The organism is Pseudomonas sp. LARHCG127, from assembly GCF_052871455.1.
In genome coordinates this window covers 54,574-78,516 of sequence record NZ_JBIXJT010000021.1, presented here as the reverse complement: position 1 = coordinate 78,516, position 23,943 = coordinate 54,574, and the positions used below count along the sequence as shown (strand labels likewise).

18 protein-coding genes are annotated in these 23,943 nt (G+C 61.9%); 10 read left to right on the top strand and 8 right to left on the bottom strand.

Annotation, left to right across the window (positions count from 1 at the left end; all coding sequences use genetic code 11):
• Positions 1 to 179: 179 nt before the first annotated feature.
• From ACIPQ1_RS26455 to mnmC, 4 genes are all read right to left on the bottom strand, one after another.
• On the bottom strand, positions 180 to 1,370 hold the full coding sequence (locus ACIPQ1_RS26455; protein WP_284739109.1) for an osmoprotectant NAGGN system M42 family peptidase: 1,191 nt from the start codon (positions 1,368 to 1,370) through the stop codon (positions 180 to 182).
• A gap of 183 nt (positions 1,371 to 1,553) precedes the next feature.
• Positions 1,554 to 3,299, bottom strand: a complete 1,746-nt coding sequence (gene ngg / locus ACIPQ1_RS26450) for an N-acetylglutaminylglutamine synthetase (protein WP_411386834.1) — start codon at positions 3,297 to 3,299, stop codon at positions 1,554 to 1,556.
• Positions 3,300 to 3,302: 3 nt separating this feature from the next.
• The gene (locus ACIPQ1_RS26445; protein WP_446535046.1) at positions 3,303 to 5,075 is read right to left on the bottom strand and encodes an N-acetylglutaminylglutamine amidotransferase; all 1,773 of its coding nucleotides are present in this window, start codon (positions 5,073 to 5,075) and stop codon (positions 3,303 to 3,305) included.
• Between the two features lie 277 nt (positions 5,076 to 5,352).
• Complete coding sequence (gene mnmC, locus ACIPQ1_RS26440; protein WP_446535045.1) at positions 5,353 to 7,335, bottom strand: bifunctional tRNA (5-methylaminomethyl-2-thiouridine)(34)-methyltransferase MnmD/FAD-dependent 5-carboxymethylaminomethyl-2-thiouridine(34) oxidoreductase MnmC; 1,983 nt, start codon at positions 7,333 to 7,335, stop codon at positions 5,353 to 5,355.
• Positions 7,336 to 7,485: 150 nt separating this feature from the next.
• On the opposite strand from mnmC, the gene pap reads away from it, so the two are divergent.
• Both pap and ACIPQ1_RS26430 read left to right on the top strand, forming a co-directional pair.
• Entirely contained in the window at positions 7,486 to 9,000 is a 1,515-nt protein-coding gene (gene pap / locus ACIPQ1_RS26435) for a polyphosphate:AMP phosphotransferase (protein ID WP_446535044.1), read from the top strand.
• 103 nt (positions 9,001 to 9,103) lie between these two features.
• The gene (locus ACIPQ1_RS26430) at positions 9,104 to 10,288 is read left to right on the top strand and encodes a thiolase family protein (protein ID WP_446535043.1); all 1,185 of its coding nucleotides are present in this window, start codon (positions 9,104 to 9,106) and stop codon (positions 10,286 to 10,288) included.
• Between the two features lie 158 nt (positions 10,289 to 10,446).
• Here ACIPQ1_RS26430 and ACIPQ1_RS26425 read toward each other — a convergent pair whose 3' ends face one another.
• Positions 10,447 to 10,644: a DUF6316 family protein gene (locus ACIPQ1_RS26425; RefSeq protein WP_186704705.1), complete on the bottom strand. Its 198-nt coding sequence runs from the start codon at positions 10,642 to 10,644 to the stop codon at positions 10,447 to 10,449.
• Positions 10,645 to 10,836: 192 nt separating this feature from the next.
• On the opposite strand from ACIPQ1_RS26425, the gene ACIPQ1_RS26420 reads away from it, so the two are divergent.
• Positions 10,837 to 11,787, top strand: a complete 951-nt coding sequence (locus ACIPQ1_RS26420; protein WP_411386839.1) for a DMT family transporter — start codon at positions 10,837 to 10,839, stop codon at positions 11,785 to 11,787.
• 107 nt (positions 11,788 to 11,894) lie between these two features.
• On the opposite strand, the gene ACIPQ1_RS26415 is transcribed toward ACIPQ1_RS26420, so the two are convergent.
• Positions 11,895 to 13,289 carry a class II fumarate hydratase gene (locus ACIPQ1_RS26415; RefSeq protein ID WP_053183039.1) on the bottom strand — a complete coding sequence of 465 codons (1,395 nt, stop codon included), beginning with the start codon at positions 13,287 to 13,289 and terminating at the stop codon, positions 11,895 to 11,897.
• A 202-nt stretch (positions 13,290 to 13,491) separates the two neighbouring features.
• On the opposite strand from ACIPQ1_RS26415, the gene ACIPQ1_RS26410 reads away from it, so the two are divergent.
• The 7 genes from ACIPQ1_RS26410 (at position 13,492) to ACIPQ1_RS26380 (ending at position 21,510) form a co-directional block, all read left to right on the top strand.
• Positions 13,492 to 14,013: a DUF2059 domain-containing protein gene (locus ACIPQ1_RS26410; protein ID WP_446535042.1), complete on the top strand. Its 522-nt coding sequence runs from the start codon at positions 13,492 to 13,494 to the stop codon at positions 14,011 to 14,013.
• 12 nt (positions 14,014 to 14,025) lie between these two features.
• On the top strand, positions 14,026 to 14,325 hold the full coding sequence (locus tag ACIPQ1_RS26405; protein WP_250963524.1) for a BolA family protein: 300 nt from the start codon (positions 14,026 to 14,028) through the stop codon (positions 14,323 to 14,325).
• A 285-nt stretch (positions 14,326 to 14,610) separates the two neighbouring features.
• A complete protein-coding gene (gene trhO, locus ACIPQ1_RS26400; RefSeq protein ID WP_250963523.1) occupies positions 14,611 to 15,552 on the top strand; it encodes an oxygen-dependent tRNA uridine(34) hydroxylase TrhO in 942 nt (313 codons plus the stop codon).
• A 36-nt stretch (positions 15,553 to 15,588) separates the two neighbouring features.
• Positions 15,589 to 16,191, top strand: a complete 603-nt coding sequence (locus ACIPQ1_RS26395) for a DsbA family protein (RefSeq protein ID WP_446535047.1) — start codon at positions 15,589 to 15,591, stop codon at positions 16,189 to 16,191.
• Positions 16,184 to 18,010 carry an ABC transporter ATP-binding protein gene (locus ACIPQ1_RS26390; RefSeq protein WP_446535041.1) on the top strand — a complete coding sequence of 609 codons (1,827 nt, stop codon included), beginning with the start codon at positions 16,184 to 16,186 and terminating at the stop codon, positions 18,008 to 18,010. Before ACIPQ1_RS26395 ends, ACIPQ1_RS26390 begins: the two co-directional genes overlap by 8 nt.
• 191 nt (positions 18,011 to 18,201) lie before the next feature.
• Positions 18,202 to 20,661, top strand: a complete 2,460-nt coding sequence (locus tag ACIPQ1_RS26385; RefSeq protein ID WP_446535040.1) for an EAL domain-containing protein — start codon at positions 18,202 to 18,204, stop codon at positions 20,659 to 20,661.
• 78 nt (positions 20,662 to 20,739) lie between these two features.
• Positions 20,740 to 21,510, top strand: coding sequence for a TenA family transcriptional regulator (locus ACIPQ1_RS26380; RefSeq protein ID WP_284739108.1), 771 nt, complete (start codon positions 20,740 to 20,742; stop codon positions 21,508 to 21,510).
• A gap of 278 nt (positions 21,511 to 21,788) precedes the next feature.
• Here ACIPQ1_RS26380 and ACIPQ1_RS26375 read toward each other — a convergent pair whose 3' ends face one another.
• Complete coding sequence (locus tag ACIPQ1_RS26375) at positions 21,789 to 22,715, bottom strand: GGDEF domain-containing protein (RefSeq protein WP_446535039.1); 927 nt, start codon at positions 22,713 to 22,715, stop codon at positions 21,789 to 21,791.
• A gap of 353 nt (positions 22,716 to 23,068) precedes the next feature.
• A complete protein-coding gene (locus ACIPQ1_RS26370; protein WP_446535038.1) occupies positions 23,069 to 23,809 on the bottom strand; it encodes a YciK family oxidoreductase in 741 nt (246 codons plus the stop codon).
• Between the last annotated feature and the right edge of the window lie 134 nt (positions 23,810 to 23,943).

Here is a 23,943-nt window from a genome sequence, read left to right as displayed (position 1 = left end):
GGCGGAAGCATCATTTTCAGCAACGCGGCTTTACGTTCAGGTGAATAGAAAGGCATGACCATACTCTTGCCGCCCCCGAAATGCTTTTAGGAATTTGGAGAGGCGACAACTAGCCTGACACCGGGGGTGGGAGCGAGCTTGCTCGCGATGGCAATAGACCAGGCAATGAAAGCGCTGGATCAATTATCCGACCGCTGCCCCACCAGGCTGTCCACCGACGGCACCCGGGTATCGCTTTCCATCTGGGCATCGTGCTCGATCTGGTGACTGAAGCGATCCAGGGAGCCTTGGGCCGGTTGCGCGTCGCTGGCGAACACCGGTGGGCTGAGGATGTAGGCGCCGAGCAGGCGGCTAAGGGCGGCCAGGCTGTCGATGTGGGTGCGTTCGTAGCCATGGGTGGCGTCGCAGCCGAAGGCGAGCAGGGCGGTACGGATATCGTGGCCAGCGGTGATGGCCGAATGAGCGTCGCTGAAGTAATAGCGGAACAGGTCGCGGCGTGCCGAGATGTCGTTCTCCTTGGCCAGTTTCAGCAAATGCCGCGACAGATGATAGTCGTAAGGGCCGCCGGAGTCCTGCATCGCCACACTGACCGAATGTTCGCTCGAGTGCTGGCCAGGGGCGACGGGCGCGATGTCGATGCCGACGAACTCGCTGACGTCCCAGGGCAATGCGGCCGCTGCGCCGCTGCCGGTTTCCTCGGTAATGGTGAACAGGGGGTGACAGTCGATCAGCAGTTCCTCGCCACTGTCGACAATCGCCTTGAGCGCCGCCAGCAGTGCCGCGACCCCGGCCTTGTCGTCCAAGTGCCGGGCGCTGATGTGACCGCTTTCGGTGAATTCCGGCAAGGGGTCGAAGGCCACGTAGTCGCCGATGCCCACTCCCAGGGTTTCGCAATCGGCGCGGGTGGCGCAATAGGCGTCCAGGCGCAATTCGATGTGGTCCCAACTGATGGGCATTTCATCCACGGCGGTGTTGAACGCGTGACCGGATGCCATCAATGGCAGCACGCTGCCACGAATCACGCCGGTGTCGGTGAACAAGCTGACCCGGCTGCCTTCGGCAAACCGGCTGGACCAGCACCCCACCGGAGCCAGGGTCAGGCGACCGTTGTCCTTGATGGCCCGCACCGAGGCACCGATGGTATCCAGGTGCGCCGACACGGCCCGGTCGGGGCTGCTCTTGCGGCCTTTGAGCGTGGCGCGGATCGTGCCACGACGGGTCATTTCGAAGGCGATACCCAGCTCTTCGAGCCGCTCGGCGACGTAGCGCACGATGGTGTCGGTGAAGCCGGTCGGGCTGGGAATGGCGAGCATTTCCAGCAGGACCTTTTGCAGGTATTCGAGATCCGGTTCGGGAATCTTACTGATCATGGAAACTCCTGATGGGTTGAGCGCATCGATGGTTTCGATGAGTGTGTTCGGCTGTGGATGATGGGTGCCTGAACTGGCCTCATCGCGAGCAAGCTCGCTCCCACATGGGATCTGCAGTGCGCCTCAGAACCCTGTGGGAGCGAGCTTGCTCGCGATGGGGACTGTTCAGACACCACACCTCTGCTAAGCCACCGTCTGGCTATGAGGAAACAACAGATCCACAAAACGCTCGGCGGTGGGTTGGGGGTCGTGGTTGGCTAAACCTGCGCGTTCGTTGGCTTCGATGAACACATACTCGGGTTGATCGGCCGCCGGCACCAGCAGGTCGAGGCCGACCATGGGGATGTCCAGCGCCCGTGCGGCACGGACCGCCGCATCGGCAAGGGTCGGATGCAGGATACCGGTGACATCTTCCAGGACGCCGCCGGTATGAAGGTTCGCTGTACGGCGTACGAACAGGTGCTCTCCGGCCGGCAGGACGCTGTCGTAGTCGTACCCCGCCGCATTGAGGGTGCGCAGGGTCTCGGCGTCCATCGGTATCTTGCTTTCACCACCCGTCGCGGCCTGCCGTCGGCGGCTCTGGGCTTCGATCAGGGCACCGATGGTGTGCCGGCCGTCGCCGATCACCTCCGCCGGGCGCCGGATCGCCGCCGCCACCACTTCAAAGCCGATCACCAGGATGCGCAGGTCCAGTCCTTCGTGGAAGCTCTCCAGCAGCACCCGGCTATCGAACTGCCGAGCCGCTTCAATGGCGCTCTGCACCTCCTCGATGGTACGCAGGTCCACCGCCACGCCTTGGCCCTGTTCACCGTCCAGCGGCTTGACCACCACCCGTTCGTGCTCATCGAGAAACGCCAGGTTGTCATCGGCGTTCCCCACCAGCTGTTGCGCCGGCAGGTTCAGGCCGGCGTTTTTCAGCACCTTGTGGGTCAGGCTTTTGTTCTGGCACAGCGTCATGCTGATGGCGCTGGTCAGGTCGCTCAGGGACTCGCGGCAGCGCACCCGGCGGCTGCCGTGCACCAGGGTGAACAAGCCGGCCTCGGCATCGTCCACCTGCACTTCGATGCCGCGCCGGTGAGCTTCTTCGACGATGATCCGCGCATATGGATTGAACTCCGCCTCGGGGCCGGGCCCAAGGAACAACGGCTGGTTGATGCCGTTCTTGCGCTTGATGGCGAAGGTCGAGAGGTTGCGAAAGCCGAGTTTGGCGTAGAGATTTTTTGCCTGGCGATTGTCGTGCAGCACCGACAGGTCGAGGTAGCTCAAGCCACGGCTCATGAAATGTTCGATGAGGTGACGCACCAGCACTTCGCCGACACCGGGTCGCGGGCATTGCGGATCGACGGCCAGGCACCAGAGGCTGCTGCCGTTTTCCGGATCGTTGAAGGCCTTCTGATGATTCAGGCCCATGACGCTGCCGATCACCGCACCGGTATCGTCGTCTTCAGCCAGCCAGTACACCGGTCCGCCTTCGTGACGCGGGGTCAGTCGCAGCGGGTCGATGGGCAGCATGCCCCGGGCCTGGTAGAGCTGGTTGATGGCCTGCCAGTCGGTCTCGCTCTGGGCGCGGCGAATGCGGAAGCCGCGAAACACCCGGGTGGACTGGCGATAGTCGCTGAACCACAGGCGCAAGGTGTCGGATGGATCGAGGAACAGTTGCGCCGGTTCCAGCCCCAGCACCTGCTGGGGCGCGGCCACGTACAAGGCAATGTCGCGTTCGCCGGGTTGTTCGTTGAGCAGTTCCCGGGCCAGGCACGCCGCGTCCGGGAAGGTGTGGCCGATCAGCAGTCGGCCCCAGCCGCAATGCACCGCGATCGGGTCGGCGCCCAATTCGCTGCCGTCTTCGGCCAGGCGTGCCTGCAGGCGTTCATAGGAGGGCGCCTGGCCGCGCAAGAGGCGTTGGTTGTGAACAGTTGCGTGAGGTTTCATCGATCAGATTCCTTGCTCGCTGAGCCACAGGTTCAGCGCCGCCAGCTGCCATAGTCGCGAACCGCGCAACGGCGTGAGTTGCCCGTTGGGGTCGGTGAGCAGGCGGTCGAGCATGGCTGGGTTGAACAGGCCGCGGTCCTGGCTCGGATCCAGCAGCAGTTCGCGAACCCAGGCCAGGGTGTCGCCTTCCAGGTGCTTGAGGCCCGGCACCGGGAAATAGCCTTTCTTGCGGTCGATCACTTCGCTGGGAATCACCCGTCGGGCGGCTTCCTTGAGCACCTGCTTGCCGCCATCGGGCAACTTGAATTTCGCCGGGACCCGGGCCGAGAGTTCCACCAGGCGATAGTCGAGGAACGGTGTGCGCGCTTCCAGGCCCCAGGCCATGGTCATGTTGTCGACGCGCTTGACCGGGTCGTCCACCAGCATCACCGTGCTGTCCAGGCGCAGGGCCTTGTCCACCGCGGCATCGGCGCCGGGTTGGGCGAAATGCTCCTTGACGAAGTCCCCGGCCGCGTCGTTGGCCGTCAACCAGTTGGGCTGCACAGTGGCGGCATATTCTTCGTAACTGCGGTCGAAGAATGCCGCGCGATAGGCGGCGTACGGATCGCTGGCGCCATCGACCTGCGGGTACCAGTGATAACCGGCGAACAGCTCATCCGCGCCTTGGCCGCTTTGCACCACTTTGCAATGCTTGGCCACTTCCCGCGACAGCAGGTAGAAGGCGATGCAGTCGTGGCTGACCATCGGCTCGCTCATGGCGCGGAACGCGGCGGGCAGTTGCTCGATGATCTCTTTTTCGTCAATGCGCAGTTGGTGGTGGCGAGTGCCGTAGTGCTTGGCGATCAGGTCCGAATATTGGAATTCGTCACCGCGCTCGCCGCCGGCATCCTGGAAGCCGATGGAGAATGTCGACAAGTCCTCGACGCCGACTTCCCGCAACAGGCCCACCAACATACTTGAATCGACGCCGCCGGACAGCAGCACGCCGACATCCACGGCGGCGCGCTGGCGAATGGCAACCGCTTCCCGGGTGCTGTCGAGCACGCGATCGATCCAGTCTTCCAGGTTCAGGTGCTGTTCATCGGCGTGAGGGCCGTAGGGCAGGGTCCACCAGGTTTTCTGCTCGGTGGTGCCGTCGGCTTCGATGCGCATCCAGGTGGCGGGCGGCAGTTTTTCAACACCGGCCAGCAAGGTGCGGGGCGCCGGGACCACCGCGTGGAAATTAAGGTAATGGTTGAGGGCCACCGGGTCGAGCATCGGATTGATGTCGCCGCCCTTGAGCAGCGCCGGCAATGCCGAGGCGAAGCGCAGGCGCTGGCCGGTGCGCGACAGGTACAGCGGCTTGACGCCGAGGCGGTCGCGGGCGATGAATAGCCGCTTGGCATCACGCTCCCAAATGGCGAAGGCGAACATGCCGTTGAGCTTGGGCAGCAGCGCTTCGCCCCAGGCGTGGTAACCCTTGAGCAGCACTTCGGTGTCGCCACCGGAGTAGAAGGTGTAGCCCAGGCCTTCCAGCTCGGTGCGAAGCTCCGGATAGTTGTAGATCGCGCCGTTGAAGGCCAGTGACAGGCCCAATTGATTGTCGATCATCGGCTGGGCCGAGCCGTCCGACAGGTCCATGATTTTCAGGCGTCGGTGGCCGAGGGCAATCGGTCCCTGGCTATGAAAACCCCAGGCATCAGGGCCGCGAGGGGCCAGGTGATGGGTGATTCGCTCTACGGCCGCAAGGTCCGCAGGTTGTTGATCGAAACGTAACTCTCCAGCTAATCCGCACATAAGTCCTTACCGGTGTTTCCGTTGGGGAGGGGTCAAGCAGCACGCGCCGAAAGGGCGGGTACTCTGAAACTGACCGGAGGGATTGCTGTGAGTTTTAGATCGATGCGTTATAAGCCGGTGGGTGGGGGTTGCCGCATGCCTCACGAAATAAGAGGAACCTGTGGGAGCGAGCTTGCTCGCGATGGCAGTGGGTCAGTCAGCTCAGATGCCAACTGATCCACTGCCATCGCGAGCAAGCTCGCTCCCACAGGGGATGGGGGGGCACTTTAAATGGGTGTCAGGTCTTGCCCCGAATCAAGGCCCGCAACGCGAACCGGTTCGGATGGCAGGCCTCGGCTACGCTGCGGGGCAGTGGTAGGGGGTCGTTGTCCAGCCAGGCGGCGATCAGTTCGCCCGACAGGGGCGCGGTGATCAGGCCGCGGGAACCGTGGCCGCTGTTGATGTACAGGCCATCGAGCCATGGGCAGGGGGCGTCCGGCACTTGGCGCGCATCCTTGCCCAGGGCAGCGTAAGCCTCGGTGAAGGCCTGGCGCTCGGCCAGCGGTCCGACAATCGGCAGGTAATCCGGGCTGGTGCAACGAAACGCCGCGCGGCCTTCGAGGTGGTGCGGGTCCAGGGTGCCAGCATCCAGGCGCTCCACCAGGTCGTGGGAGATCTCTTCGAGCATCTGCAGATTGCCGGCATGCTCGGCAGCGGTGGGGGTCAGGTCGTCGCTGTTGAAATCGAAACTGGCGCCCAGGGTATGTTCGCCCAGCCGCGGCGGCGCCACATATCCTTCGGCGCAGACCACCGTCGCCAGGCTCTGGCTGCGGCTGGTTTGCGGCAATCGCGTGATTTGCCCGCGAATGCGCTTGAGCGGCAAACCAGCGGCAGGTTCGAAGCGTTTGATCTCGGCAGCACTGGCGAGAATCACCACTGGCGCACTGGCCAGGCAGCGTTCGCCGTCCCATGCCTGCCATTGGCCGTCGACTCGGCGCAGGTGCAGCACGTCATGATGGGGTCGCACATCAATTGCCGGCCCCGAGGCTTGCCAGCGACACAGCGCCGGCGGATGCACCCAACCGCCTTCGGGATAAAACAAGCCGCCACAGGCCAGGCCGATACCGGCGCGAACCTGGGCCTCGGACTGATCCAGTGAATGCAGCAAGTCCGCTGGGAACGCCTCGGCCAGTTGCGCCTGGCGCTCGGTTTCCTTGCTGTTGAAGGCCAGTTGCAAGACGCCGCAGGCATCCCAGTCAACGCCGCGTTGCAGTTGCTCCAGCACACGGCGGGTGTAGCCGAAGCCGCTGAGGATCATCTGCGACAACGCGGTGCCATGGGCCGACAATTTGAGGTACAGCACGCCCTGGGGATTGCCGGAAGCTTCCTCGGCCAACCCGGCATGACGCTCCAGCAGCGTCACCTGCCAACCACGGGCGGCGAGACTCGCCGCGCTGGCGCACCCGGCCAGGCCACCGCCGATGACCAAGGCCCGACGCTCGCCGGTGGGCGGCAAGGGACGGGCGTACCAGGGTTTTGCCAGGGACGGCGCGGGTGCCTGCTCGGGCCAGCCAAGAAACACGCCGCGCAGGATTTCCCATTTATGGCCAATGCCCGGTGTGCGCTTCATCTTGAAGCCCGCCGCGTTCAGCAACCGCCGAACCCAACCGGTGCTGGTAAAGGTACTGAGGGTAGCGCCGGGTGCGGCCAGCCGGGCCAGTTCGGCGAACAGCTCGGCGGTCCACATCTCGGGGTTCCTGGCCGGCGCAAAGCCGTCGAGGAACCAGGCGTCGATCTGCCCGTCCAACTGCGGCAACTGCTCCAGGGCATCGCCGATCAACAAGGTCAGCGTCACCCGGCCATTGGCCAGGACCAGGCGCTGGAAACCCTGGTGGATCGCCACGTACTGCTCAAGCAATTGTTCCGCTTGAAGGCTCAGTTGCGGCCACAGGGCAAGGGCCCGGCGCAAGTCTTCGGGGCTCAAGGGATACTTCTCGACGCTGACGAAGTGCAGCCGAGCGCCTGCTGGCGCGCACTGTTCGAACAATTGCCAGGCACAGAGAAAATTCAAGCCGGTGCCAAACCCGGTTTCGCCAATCACCAGCCGCCCGCCAGCGGCCAGCGCAGCGAAGCGCTCGGCCAGGTTGTTCTGCTCGAGGAACACATAACGGGTTTCATCCAGGCCCGACTGATCGGAAAAATACACATCGTCGAACACCCGCGAACGCGGGCGCCCCTGATCATCCCAGTCGAGTTGGGCGTGTTGCTGGATGGGCGTCATGGCAGGCTCGGTCAAAACTGAGCGGCCATTCTAGCCGATCGGTATCGGCTTGCTTGACCCATCGCAACACAGCGCGCATCTGAATGGAATCTGCTGCACAGGGCCGCATCCAATCCGCTAGTCTTGAGCCATCCCCGGAAGGAGCTGCCCATGTTTGAATCCGCTGAAATCGGCCATGTGATCGATAAAGACACCTTTGAGGCCGAGGTGCCCGCCCTGCGTGAAGCGCTGTTGGAAGCGCAGTTCGAGTTGCAGCAGCAGGGCCGGTTTCCGGTCATCGTGTTGATCAACGGCATCGAAGGCGCGGGCAAGGGCGAGACGGTGAAGTTGCTCAATGAATGGATGGACCCACGGCTGATTGAAGTGCGCACCTTCGACCAGCAGACCGACGAGGAACTGGCGCGGCCTCCCGCGTGGCGCTATTGGCGGATGCTGCCGGCCAAGGGGCGCATGGGGATTTTCTTCGGCAACTGGTACAGCCAGATGCTCCAGGGCCGGGTCCATGGCGAATTCAAGGACCCACGACTCGACCAGGCGATCGCCGGTGCCGAGCGCCTGGAAAAAATGCTCTGCGATGAAGGCGCGCTGATCTTCAAGTTCTGGTTCCACCTCTCCAAGAAGCAGATGAAGGCCCGGCTCAAGGGGCTCAAGGATGACCCGCTGCACAGTTGGCGCATCAGCCCGCTGGATTGGCAGCAGTCCCAGACCTACGACAAGTTCGTCAAATACGGTGAGCGGGTGCTGCGCCGCACCAGCCGCGATTACGCGCCGTGGCACGTGATCGAAGGCATGGACAGCTGTTATCGCAGCCTCACCGTCGGGCGGATCCTGCTCGACGGTTTGCGCCAGGCCTTGGACCGGTCGAAGATCAAACCGCAAAAGGTCAGTGTGGCGCCGCTGCCCGAGCTGGACGGGCAGGTCACGCTGCTCGACAGCCTGGACATGACCCGGCGCCTGGACAAGGCTGACTACGAAGAACAACTGATCACCGAGCAGGCGCGGTTCGCCGGCCTGCTGCGGGACAAGCGCATGCGCCAACATGCCCTGGTGGCGGTGTTCGAAGGCAATGACGCGGCGGGCAAGGGCGGGGCGATCCGGCGGGTCGCGGCGGCCCTGGACCCACGCCAATACAGCATCGTGCCGATTGCCGCGCCCACGGAAGAGGAGCGCGCCCACCCCTACATGTGGCGGTTCTGGCGGCATATCCCCGCGCGCGGCAAGTTCACCATGTTCGACCGCTCCTGGTACGGCCGGGTGCTGGTGGAGCGGGTCGAAGGTTTTTGCAGCCAGGCCGACTGGCTGCGGGCCTACGGGGAAATAAACGACTTCGAGGAGCAGATCGCCGACGCTGGTGTGGTGGTGGTCAAGTTCTGGCTGGCCATCGACAAGGAAACCCAGCTGGCGCGTTTCCAGGAGCGCGAGGAAATCCCGTTCAAGCGTTTCAAGATCACCGAGGATGACTGGCGCAACCGCGACAAGTGGGACGCCTACCGCGCCGCAGTGTGCGACATGGTCGACCGCACCAGCACCGAGATTTCCCCCTGGACCTTGGTGGAGGCCAACGACAAGCGCTGGGCGCGGGTCAAGGTACTGCGCACCCTCAACCAGGCATTGGAGGCGGCTTTCGAGCGCAGCGCAAAACAGGCTCGCAAGAAGAAGCGCTAGGGCGATGGGTACGCATACGCGAGGTGAATGATTGTCGCGGTCGGTTATCCAGTGGATCTATGCTCGATTCACTCTCAACCGACCAGAACAATGAGGTACAGCCATGCGTGAAGTGGTGATCGTCGACAGCGTACGGACCGGCCTGGCCAAGTCCTTTCGTGGCAAGTTCAACATGACCCGTCCAGACGACATGGCGGCCCATTGCGTCGATGCCTTGTTGGCGCGCAACGACATCAACCCGGCCAGTGTCGAGGATTGCATCGTCGGGGCCGGCTCCAATGAGGGCGCCCAGGGCTACAACATCGGGCGCAACGTGGCGGTGCTCTCGCGATTGGGCATCGGCACGGCCGGGATGACCCTCAACCGCTTCTGTTCCTCGGGCCTGCAAGCCATTGCCATCGCCGCCAACCAGATCGCTTCCGGTTGCAGCGACATCATTGTGGCGGGCGGTGTGGAATCCATCAGCCTGACGATGAAAAGCGTCAATACCGACAACCTGGTCAACCCACTGCTCAAGGAGCAAGTGCCCGGGATTTATTTCCCCATGGGCCAGACAGCGGAGATCGTCGCTCGCCGTTACCAGGTCAGCCGCGAGGAGCAGGACCGCTACGCCTTGCAGAGCCAGCAACGCACCGCCAAGGCCCAGGCGGCGGGATTGTTCGATGATGAAATTATCCCGATGGCGGTCAAGTACCGGGTCGAGGACAAGCAGACCGGTGCGGTGCAGATTCTTGAAGGCGTGGTCGATCATGACGATTGCAACCGCCCGGACACCACCTATGAAAGCCTGGCGGGCCTGAAGCCGGTGTTCGCCGAAGACGGCTCGGTGACGGCGGGTAACTCGTCGCAGTTGTCCGACGGCGCCTCGATGACCTTGGTCATGAGCCTGGAAAAGGCCCTGGCGCTGGGGCTCAAGCCCAAGGCGTTTTTCCGCGGTTTCACCGTGGCCGGTTGCGAGCCGGACGAAATGGGCATCGGCCCGGTATTTTCAGTGCCCAAGCTGCTCAAGGCCAAGGGCTTGCAGATCGCCGATATTGACCTGTGGGAACTCAACGAGGCGTTTGCTTCCCAGTGCCTGTACAGCCGCAACCGGCTGGAAATCGATCCAGAGAAATACAACGTCAACGGCGGCTCGATCTCCATCGGCCATCCGTTCGGCATGACCGGTTCCCGGCAAGTCGGGCATCTGGTGCGTGAGTTGCAACGGCGCAACCTGCGCTACGGCATCGTGACCATGTGCGTGGGCGGCGGGATGGGGGCTACGGGGTTGTTCGAGGCGGTGAGATAACCGCAAAAAGTATGCTTGCACAGAGCTTTTGTGGCGAGGGAGCTTGCTCCCGCTCGACTGCGAAGCAGGCGCCAAACTGTCGATGCGGTTTATTGATAGGCAGGGGGGCCGCTTCGCGACCCAGCGGGAGCAAGCTCCCTCGCCACAGGAGTATGGTGCTAGCTGGCGACCTGAGTCAGTTGCAGCATCCGCTGTACATACGCTTCCACCTCCCGCAACGCCTCCTCGCGATTGGCGAATGGCCCTTCCTGGGTGCCTTCCCGGGTGTTGAAGTAAAATTCGCCGTTTATTCGGCAAATCCGGTCACTGGGAAAGACCATCGCAGGGGCGAGGTCCTGGGCGCGTTTGCCAAGCATGAGGGGCTCCAAAAGGGGCGGCGGGATCAGGTTGAGTGAAGTTTAGAGGCTGGCGTGGACCGCTGCTTGGTCAGCCGATAGGCGGCCATGTGCCATGTCGGTATCGATTCAATTAATCCGCAACTGTTCCTGTGTCGCTGGGCGAATAGATGCCTAGAATGGGCGTTCTTTGTCCTGGGCTTCGAGGGTTGCATGCACATATCGTCCGGTCGCTGGGTCTACGGTTTGTTCCTCGCCCTGTTGACGGCCCTGCTCTGGGGAATCCTGCCGATCAAGCTCAAGCAAGTGCTGCAAGTGATGGACCCGGTTACCGTGACCTGGTTTCGCTTGCTGGTGTCCGGCGGTTTGCTGTTCATTTATTTGGCGGCGACCCGGCGCCTACCCAGTCGCAAGGTCCTCGGCCCTCGCGGCGGCTGGCTGGTGGCGATGGCGGTGCTCGGGCTGGTGGGCAACTACGTGTTGTACCTGATGGGCCTGAACCGCTTGAGCCCCGGCACCGCGCAATTGGTGGTGCAGATGGGGCCGATCATGTTGCTGGTCGCCAGCCTGTTTGTGTTCAAGGAGCGGTTCAGCGTGGGGCAGGGCATTGGCTTGCTGGTGCTGCTGATCGGTTTCACGCTGTTTTTCAACCAGCGCCTGGGCGAGTTGCTGACTTCCCTGAGCGAATACACCGCCGGGGTGTTGATGGTGTTGTTGGCATCGACGGTCTGGACGTTCTACGCCCTGGGCCAGAAGCAATTGTTGACGGTGTGGAATTCGCTGCAGGTGATGATGGTGATCTACCTGTTTTGCGCGCTGCTGCTCACGCCCTGGGTGCATCCGTTGGAGGCGCTGCAATTGAGCCCGCTGCAAGGCTGGTTGTTGCTCGCCTGTTGCCTCAATACCTTGATTGCCTATGGCGCGTTTGCCGAAGCCCTGGCCCATTGGGAAGCGTCGCGGGTCAGCGCAACCCTGGCGATCACGCCGCTGGTGACCTTCTCCGCGGTGGCGATGGCGGCCTGGTGGTGGCCTGATTATGTCCATGCCGAGCAGATCAACCTGCTGGGCTATGGCGGGGCGGTGCTGGTGGTGCTGGGTTCGGCGCTGGTCGCCCTGGGCCCCTCGTTGATCGCCGGGCTCAAGGCCCGACGTGTGGGGCGTTAGCCCCTTTGTGGGAGCGAGCTTGCTCGCGATTAGCGGCCTGACAGGCAACAGTGATGTCGAGCCTGCCTGCCTTATCGCGAGCAAGCTCGCTCCCACAGTGGATGGCGTTAGCCCTGGCTACCGGCCTCCAACATATTCTCCGGCCTCACCCAGGCATCGAATTCTTCATCGGTCAGGTACCCCAGTTGCAGCGCCGCCTCGCGCAAGGTCAGCCCTTCGCCGTAGGCTTTCTTGGCGATTTCCGCTGACTTGTCGTAGCCGATATGCGGGTTCAGTGCGGTCACCAGCATCAACCCACGTTCCAGGTGCGCGGCCATTTGCTCGGCGTCCGGTTCGAGGCCCGCGATGCAGTGCTGCTGGAAGTTGCTGCAGCCGTCGGCCAGCAGGCGAATCGATTGCAGCAGGTTGTGGATGATCACCGGTTTGAACACGTTCAACTGCAAATGCCCCTGGCTGGCGGCAAAACCAATGGTCACGTCGTTGCCCATGACCTGGCAGGCCAGCATCGACAAGGCTTCGCACTGGGTCGGGTTGACCTTGCCAGGCATGATGGAACTGCCCGGTTCGTTGGCTGGCAATTTCACCTCGGCGAAGCCGGCCCGGGGGCCTGAGCCCAGCAGGCGCAGGTCGTTGGCGATCTTCATCAGGGTCACGGCGAGGGTCTTCAGGGCGCCGGACAAGGACGTCAGGGGTTCATGGCCGGCCAGCGCGGCGAACTTGTTCGGTGCGGTGACGAACGGCAGGCCCGAGAGCGCCGCCAATTCAGCGGCAATCGCTTCGCCGAAACCATGGGGTGAATTGAGCCCGGTGCCCACGGCCGTGCCGCCCTGGGCCAGCTCGCAGACGGCCGGCAGCGCGGCGCGGATCGCCCGTTCGGCATAATCGAGTTGGGCAATGAACGCCGACAGTTCCTGGCCAAAGGTGATTGGCGTGGCATCCATCATGTGGGTGCGGCCGGTCTTGACCAGCTTCATGTGCCGCGCCGCCAGTTCCGCGAGGCCGCCGGAGAGTTCGCTGATGGCCGGCAGCAATTGCTGATGGACAGCCTGGGCGGCGGCGATGTGCATGGCGGTGGGGAAGCAGTCGTTGGAACTCTGCGAGCGGTTGACGTGATCGTTGGGGTGCACCGGGCTCTTGCCGCCGCGGGGGTTGCCGGCCAGTTCGTTGGCGCGCCCGGCGATCACCTCGTTGACGTTCATGTTGCTCTGGGTCCCGCTGCCGGTCTGCCAGACCACCAACGGGAACTGGTCGTCGTGCTGGCCGTCCAGCACTTCGTCGGCGGCCTGCTCGATCAGGCGGGCGATGTCGGCGGGGAGGTCGCCATTGCGATCATTGACCCGCGCGGCGGCCTTCTTGATCAGGGCCAGGGCATGCAGCACCGACAGCGGCATGCGTTCGTTGCCAATGGCGAAGTTGATCATGGAACGCTGCGTCTGGGCGCCCCAGTAGGCGTCGTCCGGGACTTCAACCTGGCCAAGGCTGTCGGTTTCGATACGGCTCATCGGGTCAAACTCCTTAAAGGCTGAATGCGCAGTTTAGGCCCAGATGGGCGGCACCGGTTCCCTCAATCATCGCTCAATCCAGGAGCGGTGTGTTCGCTCCGTCAATCGGACCCGACAAGCATCGGGGTTGAGGCCTGGCGTTTTTTAGGCGCAGAATGGTCGCCCTTGGGGTTTTACCTCGCCTGTAAACAAAGGAAACTCGATGACCCGTCTTCGTGCCATCTGTACCGCAGTTGCTCTGGTGTGTGCCAGCGGCCCTGTTTTCGCCGATACCGCCAGCCACAATGCCAGCGCCGAAGCGTTCCTGACCCTGGCGCACGCTGACAAACTGGGCACTCCGGTGTACATGCAAGTGCAGCAGATGTTTGCCCAGCGCTTTGAACAGACCAAGGCCCCTGATTCGAAAAAAGCCACCCTGGAAACCTATCAGGCCAAGGCCAATGCCGCGCTGGACCAAGCCATCGGCTGGAACAAGCTCAAGCCTGACATGGTCAAGCTCTACACCAGCAACTTCAACGAGTCGGAGCTCAAGGACCTGGTGGCTTTCTACCAATCGCCATTGGGCAAGAAAGTCCTGGAAAAAATGCCACAGCTGACCCAGCAATCGGCCCAGCTGACCCAGGCCAAGCTTGAAAGCGCGGTGCCGGTGGTCAACAAGCTGCTGGCCGACATGACGGCCGAGCTCGAGCCAAAAGCCGCCGCCCCAGCCAAGAAAAAGCCGTAAGCGGAGCCCGGTATGAGCATGCAACAACGCATCGAATCGACACTCGGGCTCTTGCAGCCCGAGCACTTGCAAGTGCTGGATGAAAGCCACATGCACAGCCGTGGCCTGCAGACGCACTTCAAGGCCGTGGTGGTCAGCCAGCAGTTCGAAGGGCTCAATCGCGTCAAGCGTCACCAGAAGGTCTACGGCACGCTGGGCGAGCTGATGGGTGAGTTCCATGCGTTGGCGCTGCACACCTACACGCCCGAAGAATGGGCGCAGGTTGACGCGGCCCCGGCTTCGCCGACGTGTGCCGGTGGCAGCAAGCACTGAGCGCACAACCTGTTCTTATGGCGAGGAAGCTTTTGTGGCGAGGGAGCTTGCTCCCGCTGGGCTGCGAAGCGGCCCCCAAGCCAATCACCGCGTCGTGTCAGGCTGATCCCAATCAGTTTTTTGGGGCTGCTGCGCAACCCAGCGGGAGCAAGCTCCCTCGCCACACAGGCTCTCGCTCCTAAAACCACATTGTTTTTGTTAGAATCGCAACGCGCCGCTCACCCGGCGCGTTTTTTTTCGCATCCGGTTCACCCTTTACGAGGGTAGCCACCTGGAGAAACACCCATGACACAACCCATTGTCGTGGCGGCACTGTATAAGTTCGTCACCCTTGAAGATTACGTCGAGCTGCGTGAACCGCTGCTCAAGGCTATGCTCGACAACGGCATCAAAGGCACGCTGCTGATCGCCGAGGAAGGCATCAACGGCACGGTCTCCGGCACCCGTGAAGGCATCGACGGGTTGATGGCCTGGCTCAAGAACGATCCGCGCATGGACGACATCGACCATAAAGAGTCGTACTGCGACGAGCAGCCGTTCTACCGCACCAAGGTCAAGCTCAAGAAAGAAATCGTTACCCTCGGCGTCGAAGGCGTGGACCCGAACAAGCAGGTCGGCACGTACGTCGAGCCACAAGACTGGAACGCGTTGATCAGCGATCCGGAAGTGCTGTTGATCGACACCCGCAACGATTACGAAGTGTCCATCGGCACCTTCGAAGGCGCCATCGACCCCAAGACCACCAGCTTTCGCGAGTTCCCCGAGTACATCAAGGCCAACTTCGACCCGGCCAGGCACAAGAAAGTCGCGATGTTCTGCACCGGCGGCATTCGTTGCGAAAAGGCTTCCAGCTACATGCTTGGCCAAGGCTTCGACGAGGTCTATCACCTCAAGGGCGGCATCCTGAAATACCTCGAAGAGGTGCCTCAGGAGGAAACCAAGTGGCGCGGCGACTGCTTCGTGTTCGACAACCGCGTGACCGTTCGCCATGACCTCAGCGAAGGGGACTACGATCAATGTCACGCTTGTCGTACGCCGGTGAGCGTCGAAGACCGCGCTTCGGAGCATTACGTGCCTGGCATCAGTTGCCCGCATTGCTGGGATAAGCTGAGCGAGAAAACCCGTCGCAGCGCCATCGACCGGCAGAAGCAGATCGAGTTGGCCAAGGCGCGGAACATGCCGCACCCGATCGGCTACAACTATAAGCAAACATCTTCCGAGGCTTGAACCATGGCGTCACGCCTGCTCTACGTGATGGACCCGATGTGCTCCTGGTGCTGGGGCTTTGCACCGGTGGCCGAGGCATTGGTCGAGCAGGCGCAGGCCGCGGGCGTGGAATTGCATCTGGTGGTGGGTGGTTTGCGCACCGGCAGTGGTTCGGCACTGGAGCCGACCACCCGGCGCTACATTCTTGAGCATTGGCAGGCGGTGACCCAGGCCACCGGCCAGCCCTTCAAGCTTGAAGGGGCGCTGCCGGAGGGTTTCGTCTACGACACCGAACCAGCCTGCCGGGCATTGGTGACGGCCCGCAGCCTCGCCCCGGACTTGGCCTGGAAGCTGGTGAAACTGATCCAGCAGGCCTTTTATGTGCAAGGCCGCGACGTCACCCACGCCAGCGTCCTGGTGGAGCTGGCCGAACAGGCCGGGTTGCCACGCATCGAATTCGCGGCGGCTTTTGACCGCGCCGACCAACACGCGGCCACTGCGGCGGATTTCACCTGGGTACAGGACCTGGGCATCGCCGGGTTCCCCACGCTGTTGGCCGAGCGCGACGGTCAACTGGCCTTGCTGACCAACGGTTATCAGCCCCTGGGCCAGTTGTCGCCGTTGCTGGGCCGCTGGCTGGAGCGCGCGACCTGTGCCTGAGCGGCCGCCAGACCCATCGGCCTCGCGGCGCATCGATCGGTTGAGCTGGGCGGAAATCCGGCGCCTGGCCCTCACCCATAAAAAAGCCCTGTGGATCGCCAACGGCGTGGCCGTGCTGGCGACGCTGTGCAGCGTGCCGATCCCGTTGCTGCTGCCGCTGTTGGTGGACGAAGTCCTGCTGGGCCACGGCGATGCGGCCTTGAAGGTCATGAACCATGCATTGCCAACGGCGTGGCAGAGCGCTGCTGGCTATATCGGGCTGATGTTGCTGGCGACCCTGGCCCTGCGCTGCGGCGCCTTGCTGTTCAACGTGCTGCAGGCGCGCTTGTTCGCCAGGCTGGCCAAGGACCTTGTCTACCGCATTCGCATCCGCCTGATCGAACGTCTCAAGCGAATCTCCCTGGGCGAGTACGAAAGCCTGGGCAGCGGCACCGTGGCGGCCCACCTGGTCACCGACCTGGACACCCTCGACAAATTCATCGGCGAAACCCTCAGCCGTTTCCTGGTGGCGATGCTGACCTTGGTGGGCACCGCCGGGATCCTGGTGTGGATGCACTGGAAACTGGCGCTGCTGATCCTGCTGTTCAACCCGCTGGTGATCTACGCCACGGTACAGTTGGGCAAGCGGGTCAAGCACCTCAAGAAACTGGAGAACGACAGCACCTCGCGCTTCACCCAGGCCTTGACCGAAACCCTGGACGCCATCCAGGAAGTGCGCGCCGGTAACCGCCAGGGCTATTTCCTTGGGCGCTTGGGAATGCGCGCCAAGGAAGTCCGCGATTACGCCGTGAACTCGCAGTGGAAAACCGACGCCTCGAACCGCGCCAGTGGTTTGCTGTTCCAGTTCGGCATCGATATTTTTCGCGCGGCGGCCATGCTCACCGTGGTGTTTTCCGACCTGTCCATTGGCCAGATGCTGGCGGTGTTCAGCTACCTCTGGTTCATGATCGGTCCGGTCGAGCAGTTGTTGAATTTGCAGTACGCCTTTTACGCCGCCGGCGGCGCCTTGAACCGCATCAATGAACTGCTGGCCCGGGCCGACGAGCCGCAGTACACCGGCGGCGTCGATCCTTTCAAGGGCCGTGACACCGTGGGCATCGAGATCCAAGGGTTGAGTTTCGGTTACGGCGAGGAGTTGGTGCTCGACCAATTGAACCTGTCCATCTCTGCGGGGGAAAAAGTCGCCATCGTCGGGGCCAGTGGCGGCGGCAAGAGCACCTTGGTGCAGTTGCTGCTCGGGCTGTACACGCCGCAGTCGGGTAGCATTCGTTTCGGCGGCGCCACGCAGCAGGAGGTTGGCCTGGAAACCATTCGCGAGAACGTCGCTGTGGTGCTTCAGCATCCGGCGTTGTTCAACGACACGGTGCGGGCTAACTTGACCATGGGCCGTGAACGCAGCGACGAGGCCTGCTGGCAGGCGCTGGAAATCGCCCAACTCGACGCCACGGTACGGGCGCTGCCCCTGGGCCTGGACAGCATCGTTGGGCGTTCCGGGGTGCGGTTGTCCGGCGGGCAGCGCCAACGGCTGGCCATTGCCCGCATGGTATTGGCCAATCCTCGGGTGGTGATTCTCGACGAAGCCACCTCGGCCCTTGACGCGGCCACCGAGTACAACCTGCACCAGGCCCTGGCGCGCTTCTTGAGCGCGCGTACCACCCTGATCATCGCCCACCGACTCTCGGCGGTGAAACAGGCCGATCGAGTCCTGGTGTTCGACGGTGGGCAAATCGCCGAAGACGGCGACCATTTGCAACTGATTGCCGAAGGGGGCTTGTACGCTCGGCTCTACGGTCATTTGCAACAAATACAGCAGCCTTGAGTTTCCGGCGCTTTTCTGCGCTTAGTATCGGAAAAAAAGCAGGCAAACCCGCTGTTCTTCCCAAATTCCACGCAAAGTCTGTCGATCTGTTCATCCATTCATTCGATGGGTCGAAAACTAGCCTAGGCTATTGAGTCAGGAGTGGAATTCTGGCGGGTGTTCGTCCGCAATACCTGTGTGCAAGGGACCTCATGAAGCAAAAGCAGACTCTCGGAACACCACGGCTGCTGGGTATCGTCTGGCCCTTTATCGCCGTTGTGCTATTTCAGGCATTGCTCGGCGGCGTCAGCCTATACGTATTGTCCGCGGTTCGCGGCTATGTGGCGGGAGAGAGTCTCTGGTCCAAGGGCCAGAAAGACGCCATCTACTACCTCAATCTTTATGCCGACAACCGTGAAGAGGCGATTTTCCGCAAATACCAGCGAGCCATCGCCGTACCCGAGGGCGGCCATGAACTGCGAGTCGCACTCGACCGTGAGCCGCCGGACCTGGACGCAGCAAGGGCAGGCATCCTCAAGGGCGGCAATCACCCGGACGACGTGTCCAGCCTGATCTGGCTTTATCTGAATTTCCGACACTTCAGTTACCTGGAAGAGGCCATCGACCTCTGGACGATGGGTGATGGTTATCTGATCGCGCTGGATGACGTCGCCCGGCAGATGCACGACAGCATTACCGCAGGCCAGGCGTCGGAGAGCGATATCCGTAGCTGGAAGGCCCAAATCTTTGCGATCAACGATTCCGTCACCCCGGCTGCCAAGGCTTTCAGCGATGCGCTGGGCGAGGGGTCGCGCTTTATCCTGCGCCTTTTGTTGGTGACCAACTTCGCCACGGCCCTTGGATTGATTGTCCTGGCGTTATTGCGTACGCATAAATTGCTGGCCCAGCGGCAGGTGTTCGCCAATGCGCTGCAGATGGAGAAAGAACGAGCGCAGATCACCCTGCAATCCATTGGCGATGGGGTGATCACCACCGACGTGGATGGGGCCATCGCCTACATGAACCCCGCCGCCGAAGCGATGACCCATTGGAAGGCCGAACACGCCACGGGCTTGCCCTTGGCCGCGCTGTTCAATTTGCTCGATGACAATGCCCAGACCGAAGGGCTGACCTTGATCGAGCACATCCTCAGCGGTCGACTCAGTGGCGCCAGCGAACATTCGAAACTGATCCAGCGCCTGGATGGCAGCACGGTCTCGGTCACCCTGGTGGGCGCGCCGATCCGCCATGCTGGCAAGGTCAGCGGCGCCGTGCTGGTGCTGCATGACATGACCCAGGAGCGGCAATACATCGCCAACCTGTCGTGGCAGGCCACCCACGACGCCCTGACCGGCCTGGCCAACCGCCGGGAATTCGAGTATCGCCTCGAGCAGGCCTTGCACAACCTCACTCGCCAGGTCGGTCGTCATGCCTTGATGTTTCTCGACCTGGACCAGTTCAAGCTGGTCAACGACACCTGCGGCCACGCGGCGGGAGACGAGTTGTTGCGGCATATCTGTGCCTTGTTGCAGTCAGGGCTGCGGGAAAACGACACCCTGGCCCGGTTGGGCGGCGATGAGTTCGGGATCCTGCTGGAGAACTGTTCGCCGGAGGCGGCGGAAAAGATTGCCGAAGGGCTGCGCCAGACCGTGCAGAACCTGCATTTTGTCTGGAAGGGCCGGCCGTTCGTGACCACCGTGAGCATTGGCCTGGTGCACATCGCCCAGACCCCAACGACCCTGGAGGCATCCCTGCGGGCCGCCGACATGGCCTGTTATATGGCCAAGGAAAAGGGGCGCAACCGGGTCCAGGTCTATCATGCCGACGACTCGGAGTTGTCCCTGCGTTTTGGCGAGATGGCCTGGGTCCAGCGCCTGCACATGGCTTTGGAGGAAAACCGCTTTTGCCTGTACGCCCAGGAAATCGCCGCGCTGGGCCCGGGCGATCATGGTGGCGGACACATAGAAATCCTGCTGCGCCTGCATGACGAAGCCGGGCGGATGATCCTGCCGGACAGCTTCATTCCCGCGGCGGAACGCTACGGGCTGATGACATCCCTGGATCGTTGGGTGGTGGAAAACGTCTTCAAGATCATCCGCCAGTGCCTGAATGAATCGCGACAGGGGCCCATGGCGATGTGTGCGATTAATCTGTCAGGCACAACTATCGGAGATCAGGCGTTCCTCGACTTCCTGCGTAAACAGTTCGCCGCCTACTCGATTCCGCCGGAAATGATTTGTTTTGAAATTACAGAAACCAGCGCTATTTCGAATCTCGGCAGTGCGATCCGTTTTATCAATGAACTCAAGAGCTTGGGATGTTATTTCTCGCTGGATGACTTTTGCGCCGGAATGTCTTCATTCGCTTACCTGAAACATTTACCTGTAGACTTCTTGAAGATCGACGGGAGTTTCGTAAAGGATATGCTGGACGACCCGATTAACCGTGCAATGGTCGAAGTGATCAATCACATCGGTCACGTCATGGGTAAGCGCACGATTGCCGAGTTTGTAGAAACAGCCCAGATCGAGCAGGCATTGCTGGAGATTGGGGTGGACTACGCTCAGGGGTATGTGATCGAACGCCCGCAATTGTTTACCTGCGACACGTTGCAATGTCGGCCGGCCCGGCCCCAGCCGTTGTTATTCAAGGCCCCCGGCACGTTCCGCTGAAACGCTTGTTGATCCGAGAAAATCACAATCAAAAGGAGCCCGACAGTGATCGACACATTCAACCGAACAGGCCCGCTCATGGACGCTACAAGCTATCCGAAATGGGCACAGCAGCTCATTACCGATTGCAGCGAGAGCAAGCGCCGGGTTGTCGAACACGAACTGTATCAGCGCATGCGCGACAACAAGCTCAGCGCCAAGACCATGCGCCACTACCTCATTGGTGGTTGGCCGGTCGTCGAGCAGTTCGCTTTATACATGGCACAGAACCTCACCAAGACCCGCTTTGCCCGCCACCCTGGCGAGGACATGGCGCGTCGCTGGCTGATGCGCAACATTCGTGTCGAACTCAATCATGCCGACTATTGGGTCAACTGGAGCGCCGCCCATGGCGTGACCCTTGAAGACCTGCAAGCCCAGCAGGTACCGCCTGAGCTTCATGCCTTGAGCCATTGGTGCTGGCACACCAGTTCCTCGGACGCGTTGATCGTGGCCATCGCCGCGACCAACTATGCCATCGAGGGTGCCACGGGAGAGTGGTCGGCGCTGGTGTGTTCCAACGGTGTCTATGCGGCCGCCTTCGCCGAGGAAGACCGCAAGCGGGCCATGAAATGGCTGAAGATGCATGCCCAGTACGACGATGCCCATCCTTGGGAAGCCTTGGAAATCATCTGTACGCTGGCGGGGATGAACCCGAGCAAAGCCCTGCAAACGGAGCTGCGCCAGGCCGTGTGCAAGAGCTATGACTACATGTACCTGTTCCTGGAGCGTTGCATGCAACTGGAACAGTCGGAAACGGTGAGTAAGTCGTCATCCACCCGCGAGCGCCTGGCATTGGCCGGGAGCTGATTACTACCGCTACAGATAGCCACAACCTGTGGGAGCGAGCCTGCTCGCGAAGCGGTCTGACAGTCGACGGGGAGGTTGACTGCCAGATCGCTATCGCGAGCAAGCTCGCTCCCACAGTTGTTTTGGATGAGCGCTGTCTTGAATCGCCTTAAACCTTGTGGGAGCGGGCTTGCTCGCGAAGGCTCTGGCACATGCAACATAGTCGTAGGCTGACCCACCGCTTTCGCGAGCAAGCCCGCTCCCACAAGTATTTCGATATTCTTTGCTGTCGATACTTGTCAGCCAGCCATCGCCAGTCGATTGCGGCCTTCGCGCTTGGCCACGTACAGCGCGCTGTCGACCCTGCGCAGCAGGCTTTCCGAAGATTCCCCCGGTAGCAGGGTGGCGCAGCCCAGGCTGACGGTCAGCTCGATCCGGGTGCCAGCGGCGAAGTAATCCTGGGCCTGGGCGGCATAACGCAGCCGTTCGCCGACCATGGCCGCCGCATCCCGGCTGGTATTGGCCAGCAGGATCAGAAATTCTTCACCGCCGAACCTGAACACCATGTCCACGTTGCGCAGTTGGTCCTTGATCGACTCGGCCACGGCCTTGAGCACTTCGTCACCGACGCCGTGACCATGGTTGTCGTTGATGCGCTTGAAATGATCGATATCGAGCATCAGCACTGACAAGGGCTGCGAATGACGCTTGGCCATGTCGATTTCCCGCATCAGGGTCTGGTCCATGGCGATGCGGTTGCCGGTACCGGTCAGCGGATCGCGCAGGGCACTACGGGTGGCGGCGCGGTAGAGCAGCGCGTTGCGCAGTGGGTACAGCAGCGTCGACATGATGGATTCGAGATCGCTCTGTTCCGCCTCGGTGAAACGCTGGTTGCGGCGAAATACCAGTTCCCCCAGGTGTTCGCCTTCATGGCTCAGGTTGTAGCTGAGGGTGTGATGCCCCCGTTGCCCGAACTCCAGGCGCAGGTCACTGGCTTTGTGCTGATAGGCCAACGCATCCAGGGGCACCAGTCGCTGAATTTCGCGGAAAAACAGGCCCAGGATGCGCTGTGGCTCCAGGCTGGTCTGCAGTTGCTGGCTCAGTTGTTGGCGCAATTGCGACAGGTTGACAGAGCGTGCAGCAAGCGGCGATGGCTGGGCCAGGCCCAGGCGCTGCAATTTGGCGCTGTCGAAGTCGATCGCGTTGATCTGGGTGGGCGTTTTCATATGGCGTTAGCCCCTAAGCTAAATCTGTCCCGCAGGTTGGGTGTGACGGCTTCGGGCTGCGCGTCGTACTGGTCCATCAGTCCCGTAGGACAACTGATTTGAGTTTAGTCCGCTTTCCATGGCAGGCATAAGTCTCGTCTCAACGTCCATTACCTGCCGAACATGGCATGTTTGAAGAGGTTAGAGCGAAAGTCGTGCCATTCGGTTCATTTCAGTAAAAACCGATTAGGAATCAATGGATTGAAAACGGCTCGCGATAAGCGTCGGCGACGTGGGCTTGGCGGTTCGCCTGGTTTGGCATGGATCAGGGCCGGTGTCGCGACGGTAAATCGTCGCGCCGCCGGCTCGGATCGTTATTGCGCGTTGAACGCCTGGCCGTTGACGCCGCTGCTGTCCGGGCCCATGAGGTACAGGTAGACCGGCATGATTTCTTCGGGCGTCGGATTGTTGAGCGGGTTTTCTCCCGGATAGGCCTGGGCGCGCATGCTGGTGCGGGTGGCACCGGGGTTGATGCTGTTGGCGCGCACCGGGGCGACGGTATCGACTTCGTCGGCCAGGGTCTGCATCAGCCCCTCGGTGGCGAACTTGGACACACCATAGGCGCCCCAGTAGGCCCGGCCCTTGCGGCCGACGCTGCTGGACGTGAACACCACCGACGCGTCCTTGGACAATTTGAGCAAGGGCAGCAAGGTGCTGGTGAGCATGAACATCGCGTTGACGTTGACGTGCATCACCCGCATGAAGTTCTCACCGGACAACTGTTCCAGTGGCGTACGTGGGCCGATGATCGAGGCATTGTGCAGCAGGCCGTCCAAGTGACCGAACTCGGTTTCGATCATCGCCGCCAGTTCATCGTATTGATGCGGCAGGGCGGTTTCGAGGTTGAACGGGATTACCGCCGGTTGCGGATGACCGGCCGCTTCGATTTCATCGTAGACCTGGGTCAGGTTGGCTTCGGTCTTGCCCAGCAGCAGGACGGTGGCACCGTGGGCGGCGTAGGCTTTCGCAGCAGCGGCACCGATCCCGCGACCGGCGCCGGTGACCAGGATCACCCGGCCATTGAGCAGATCGGGGCGGGGGGAATAATCAAACATAAAAAACCTCAACAAAATAAAGCGGCACGTTACCGTTTGTGCAGAGCAGTCATGGCCAGTGAGCTAACTGAGCTAACTGAGCTTAATGAATTTAGTGAGCTTTTGTGGCGAGGGAGCTTGCTCCCGCTGGACTG

Coding starts and splice junctions, on each gene's coding strand:
- ACIPQ1_RS26455 (WP_284739109.1), bottom strand. CDS start 1,370: ATGATCAGTAAGATTCCCGAACCGGATCTCGAATACCTGCAAAAGGTC.
- ngg (WP_411386834.1), bottom strand. CDS start 3,299: ATGAAACCTCACGCAACTGTTCACAACCAACGCCTCTTGCGCGGCCAG.
- ACIPQ1_RS26445 (WP_446535046.1), bottom strand. CDS start 5,075: ATGTGCGGATTAGCTGGAGAGTTACGTTTCGATCAACAACCTGCGGAC.
- mnmC (WP_446535045.1), bottom strand. CDS start 7,335: ATGACGCCCATCCAGCAACACGCCCAACTCGACTGGGATGATCAGGGG.
- pap (WP_446535044.1), top strand. CDS start 7,486: ATGTTTGAATCCGCTGAAATCGGCCATGTGATCGATAAAGACACCTTT.
- ACIPQ1_RS26430 (WP_446535043.1), top strand. CDS start 9,104: ATGCGTGAAGTGGTGATCGTCGACAGCGTACGGACCGGCCTGGCCAAG.
- ACIPQ1_RS26425 (WP_186704705.1), bottom strand. CDS start 10,644: ATGCTTGGCAAACGCGCCCAGGACCTCGCCCCTGCGATGGTCTTTCCC.
- ACIPQ1_RS26420 (WP_411386839.1), top strand. CDS start 10,837: ATGCACATATCGTCCGGTCGCTGGGTCTACGGTTTGTTCCTCGCCCTG.
- ACIPQ1_RS26415 (WP_053183039.1), bottom strand. CDS start 13,289: ATGAGCCGTATCGAAACCGACAGCCTTGGCCAGGTTGAAGTCCCGGAC.
- ACIPQ1_RS26410 (WP_446535042.1), top strand. CDS start 13,492: ATGACCCGTCTTCGTGCCATCTGTACCGCAGTTGCTCTGGTGTGTGCC.
- ACIPQ1_RS26405 (WP_250963524.1), top strand. CDS start 14,026: ATGAGCATGCAACAACGCATCGAATCGACACTCGGGCTCTTGCAGCCC.
- trhO (WP_250963523.1), top strand. CDS start 14,611: ATGACACAACCCATTGTCGTGGCGGCACTGTATAAGTTCGTCACCCTT.
- ACIPQ1_RS26395 (WP_446535047.1), top strand. CDS start 15,589: ATGTGCTCCTGGTGCTGGGGCTTTGCACCGGTGGCCGAGGCATTGGTC.
- ACIPQ1_RS26385 (WP_446535040.1), top strand. CDS start 18,202: ATGAAGCAAAAGCAGACTCTCGGAACACCACGGCTGCTGGGTATCGTC.
- ACIPQ1_RS26380 (WP_284739108.1), top strand. CDS start 20,740: ATGGACGCTACAAGCTATCCGAAATGGGCACAGCAGCTCATTACCGAT.
- ACIPQ1_RS26375 (WP_446535039.1), bottom strand. CDS start 22,715: ATGAAAACGCCCACCCAGATCAACGCGATCGACTTCGACAGCGCCAAA.
- ACIPQ1_RS26370 (WP_446535038.1), bottom strand. CDS start 23,809: ATGTTTGATTATTCCCCCCGCCCCGATCTGCTCAATGGCCGGGTGATC.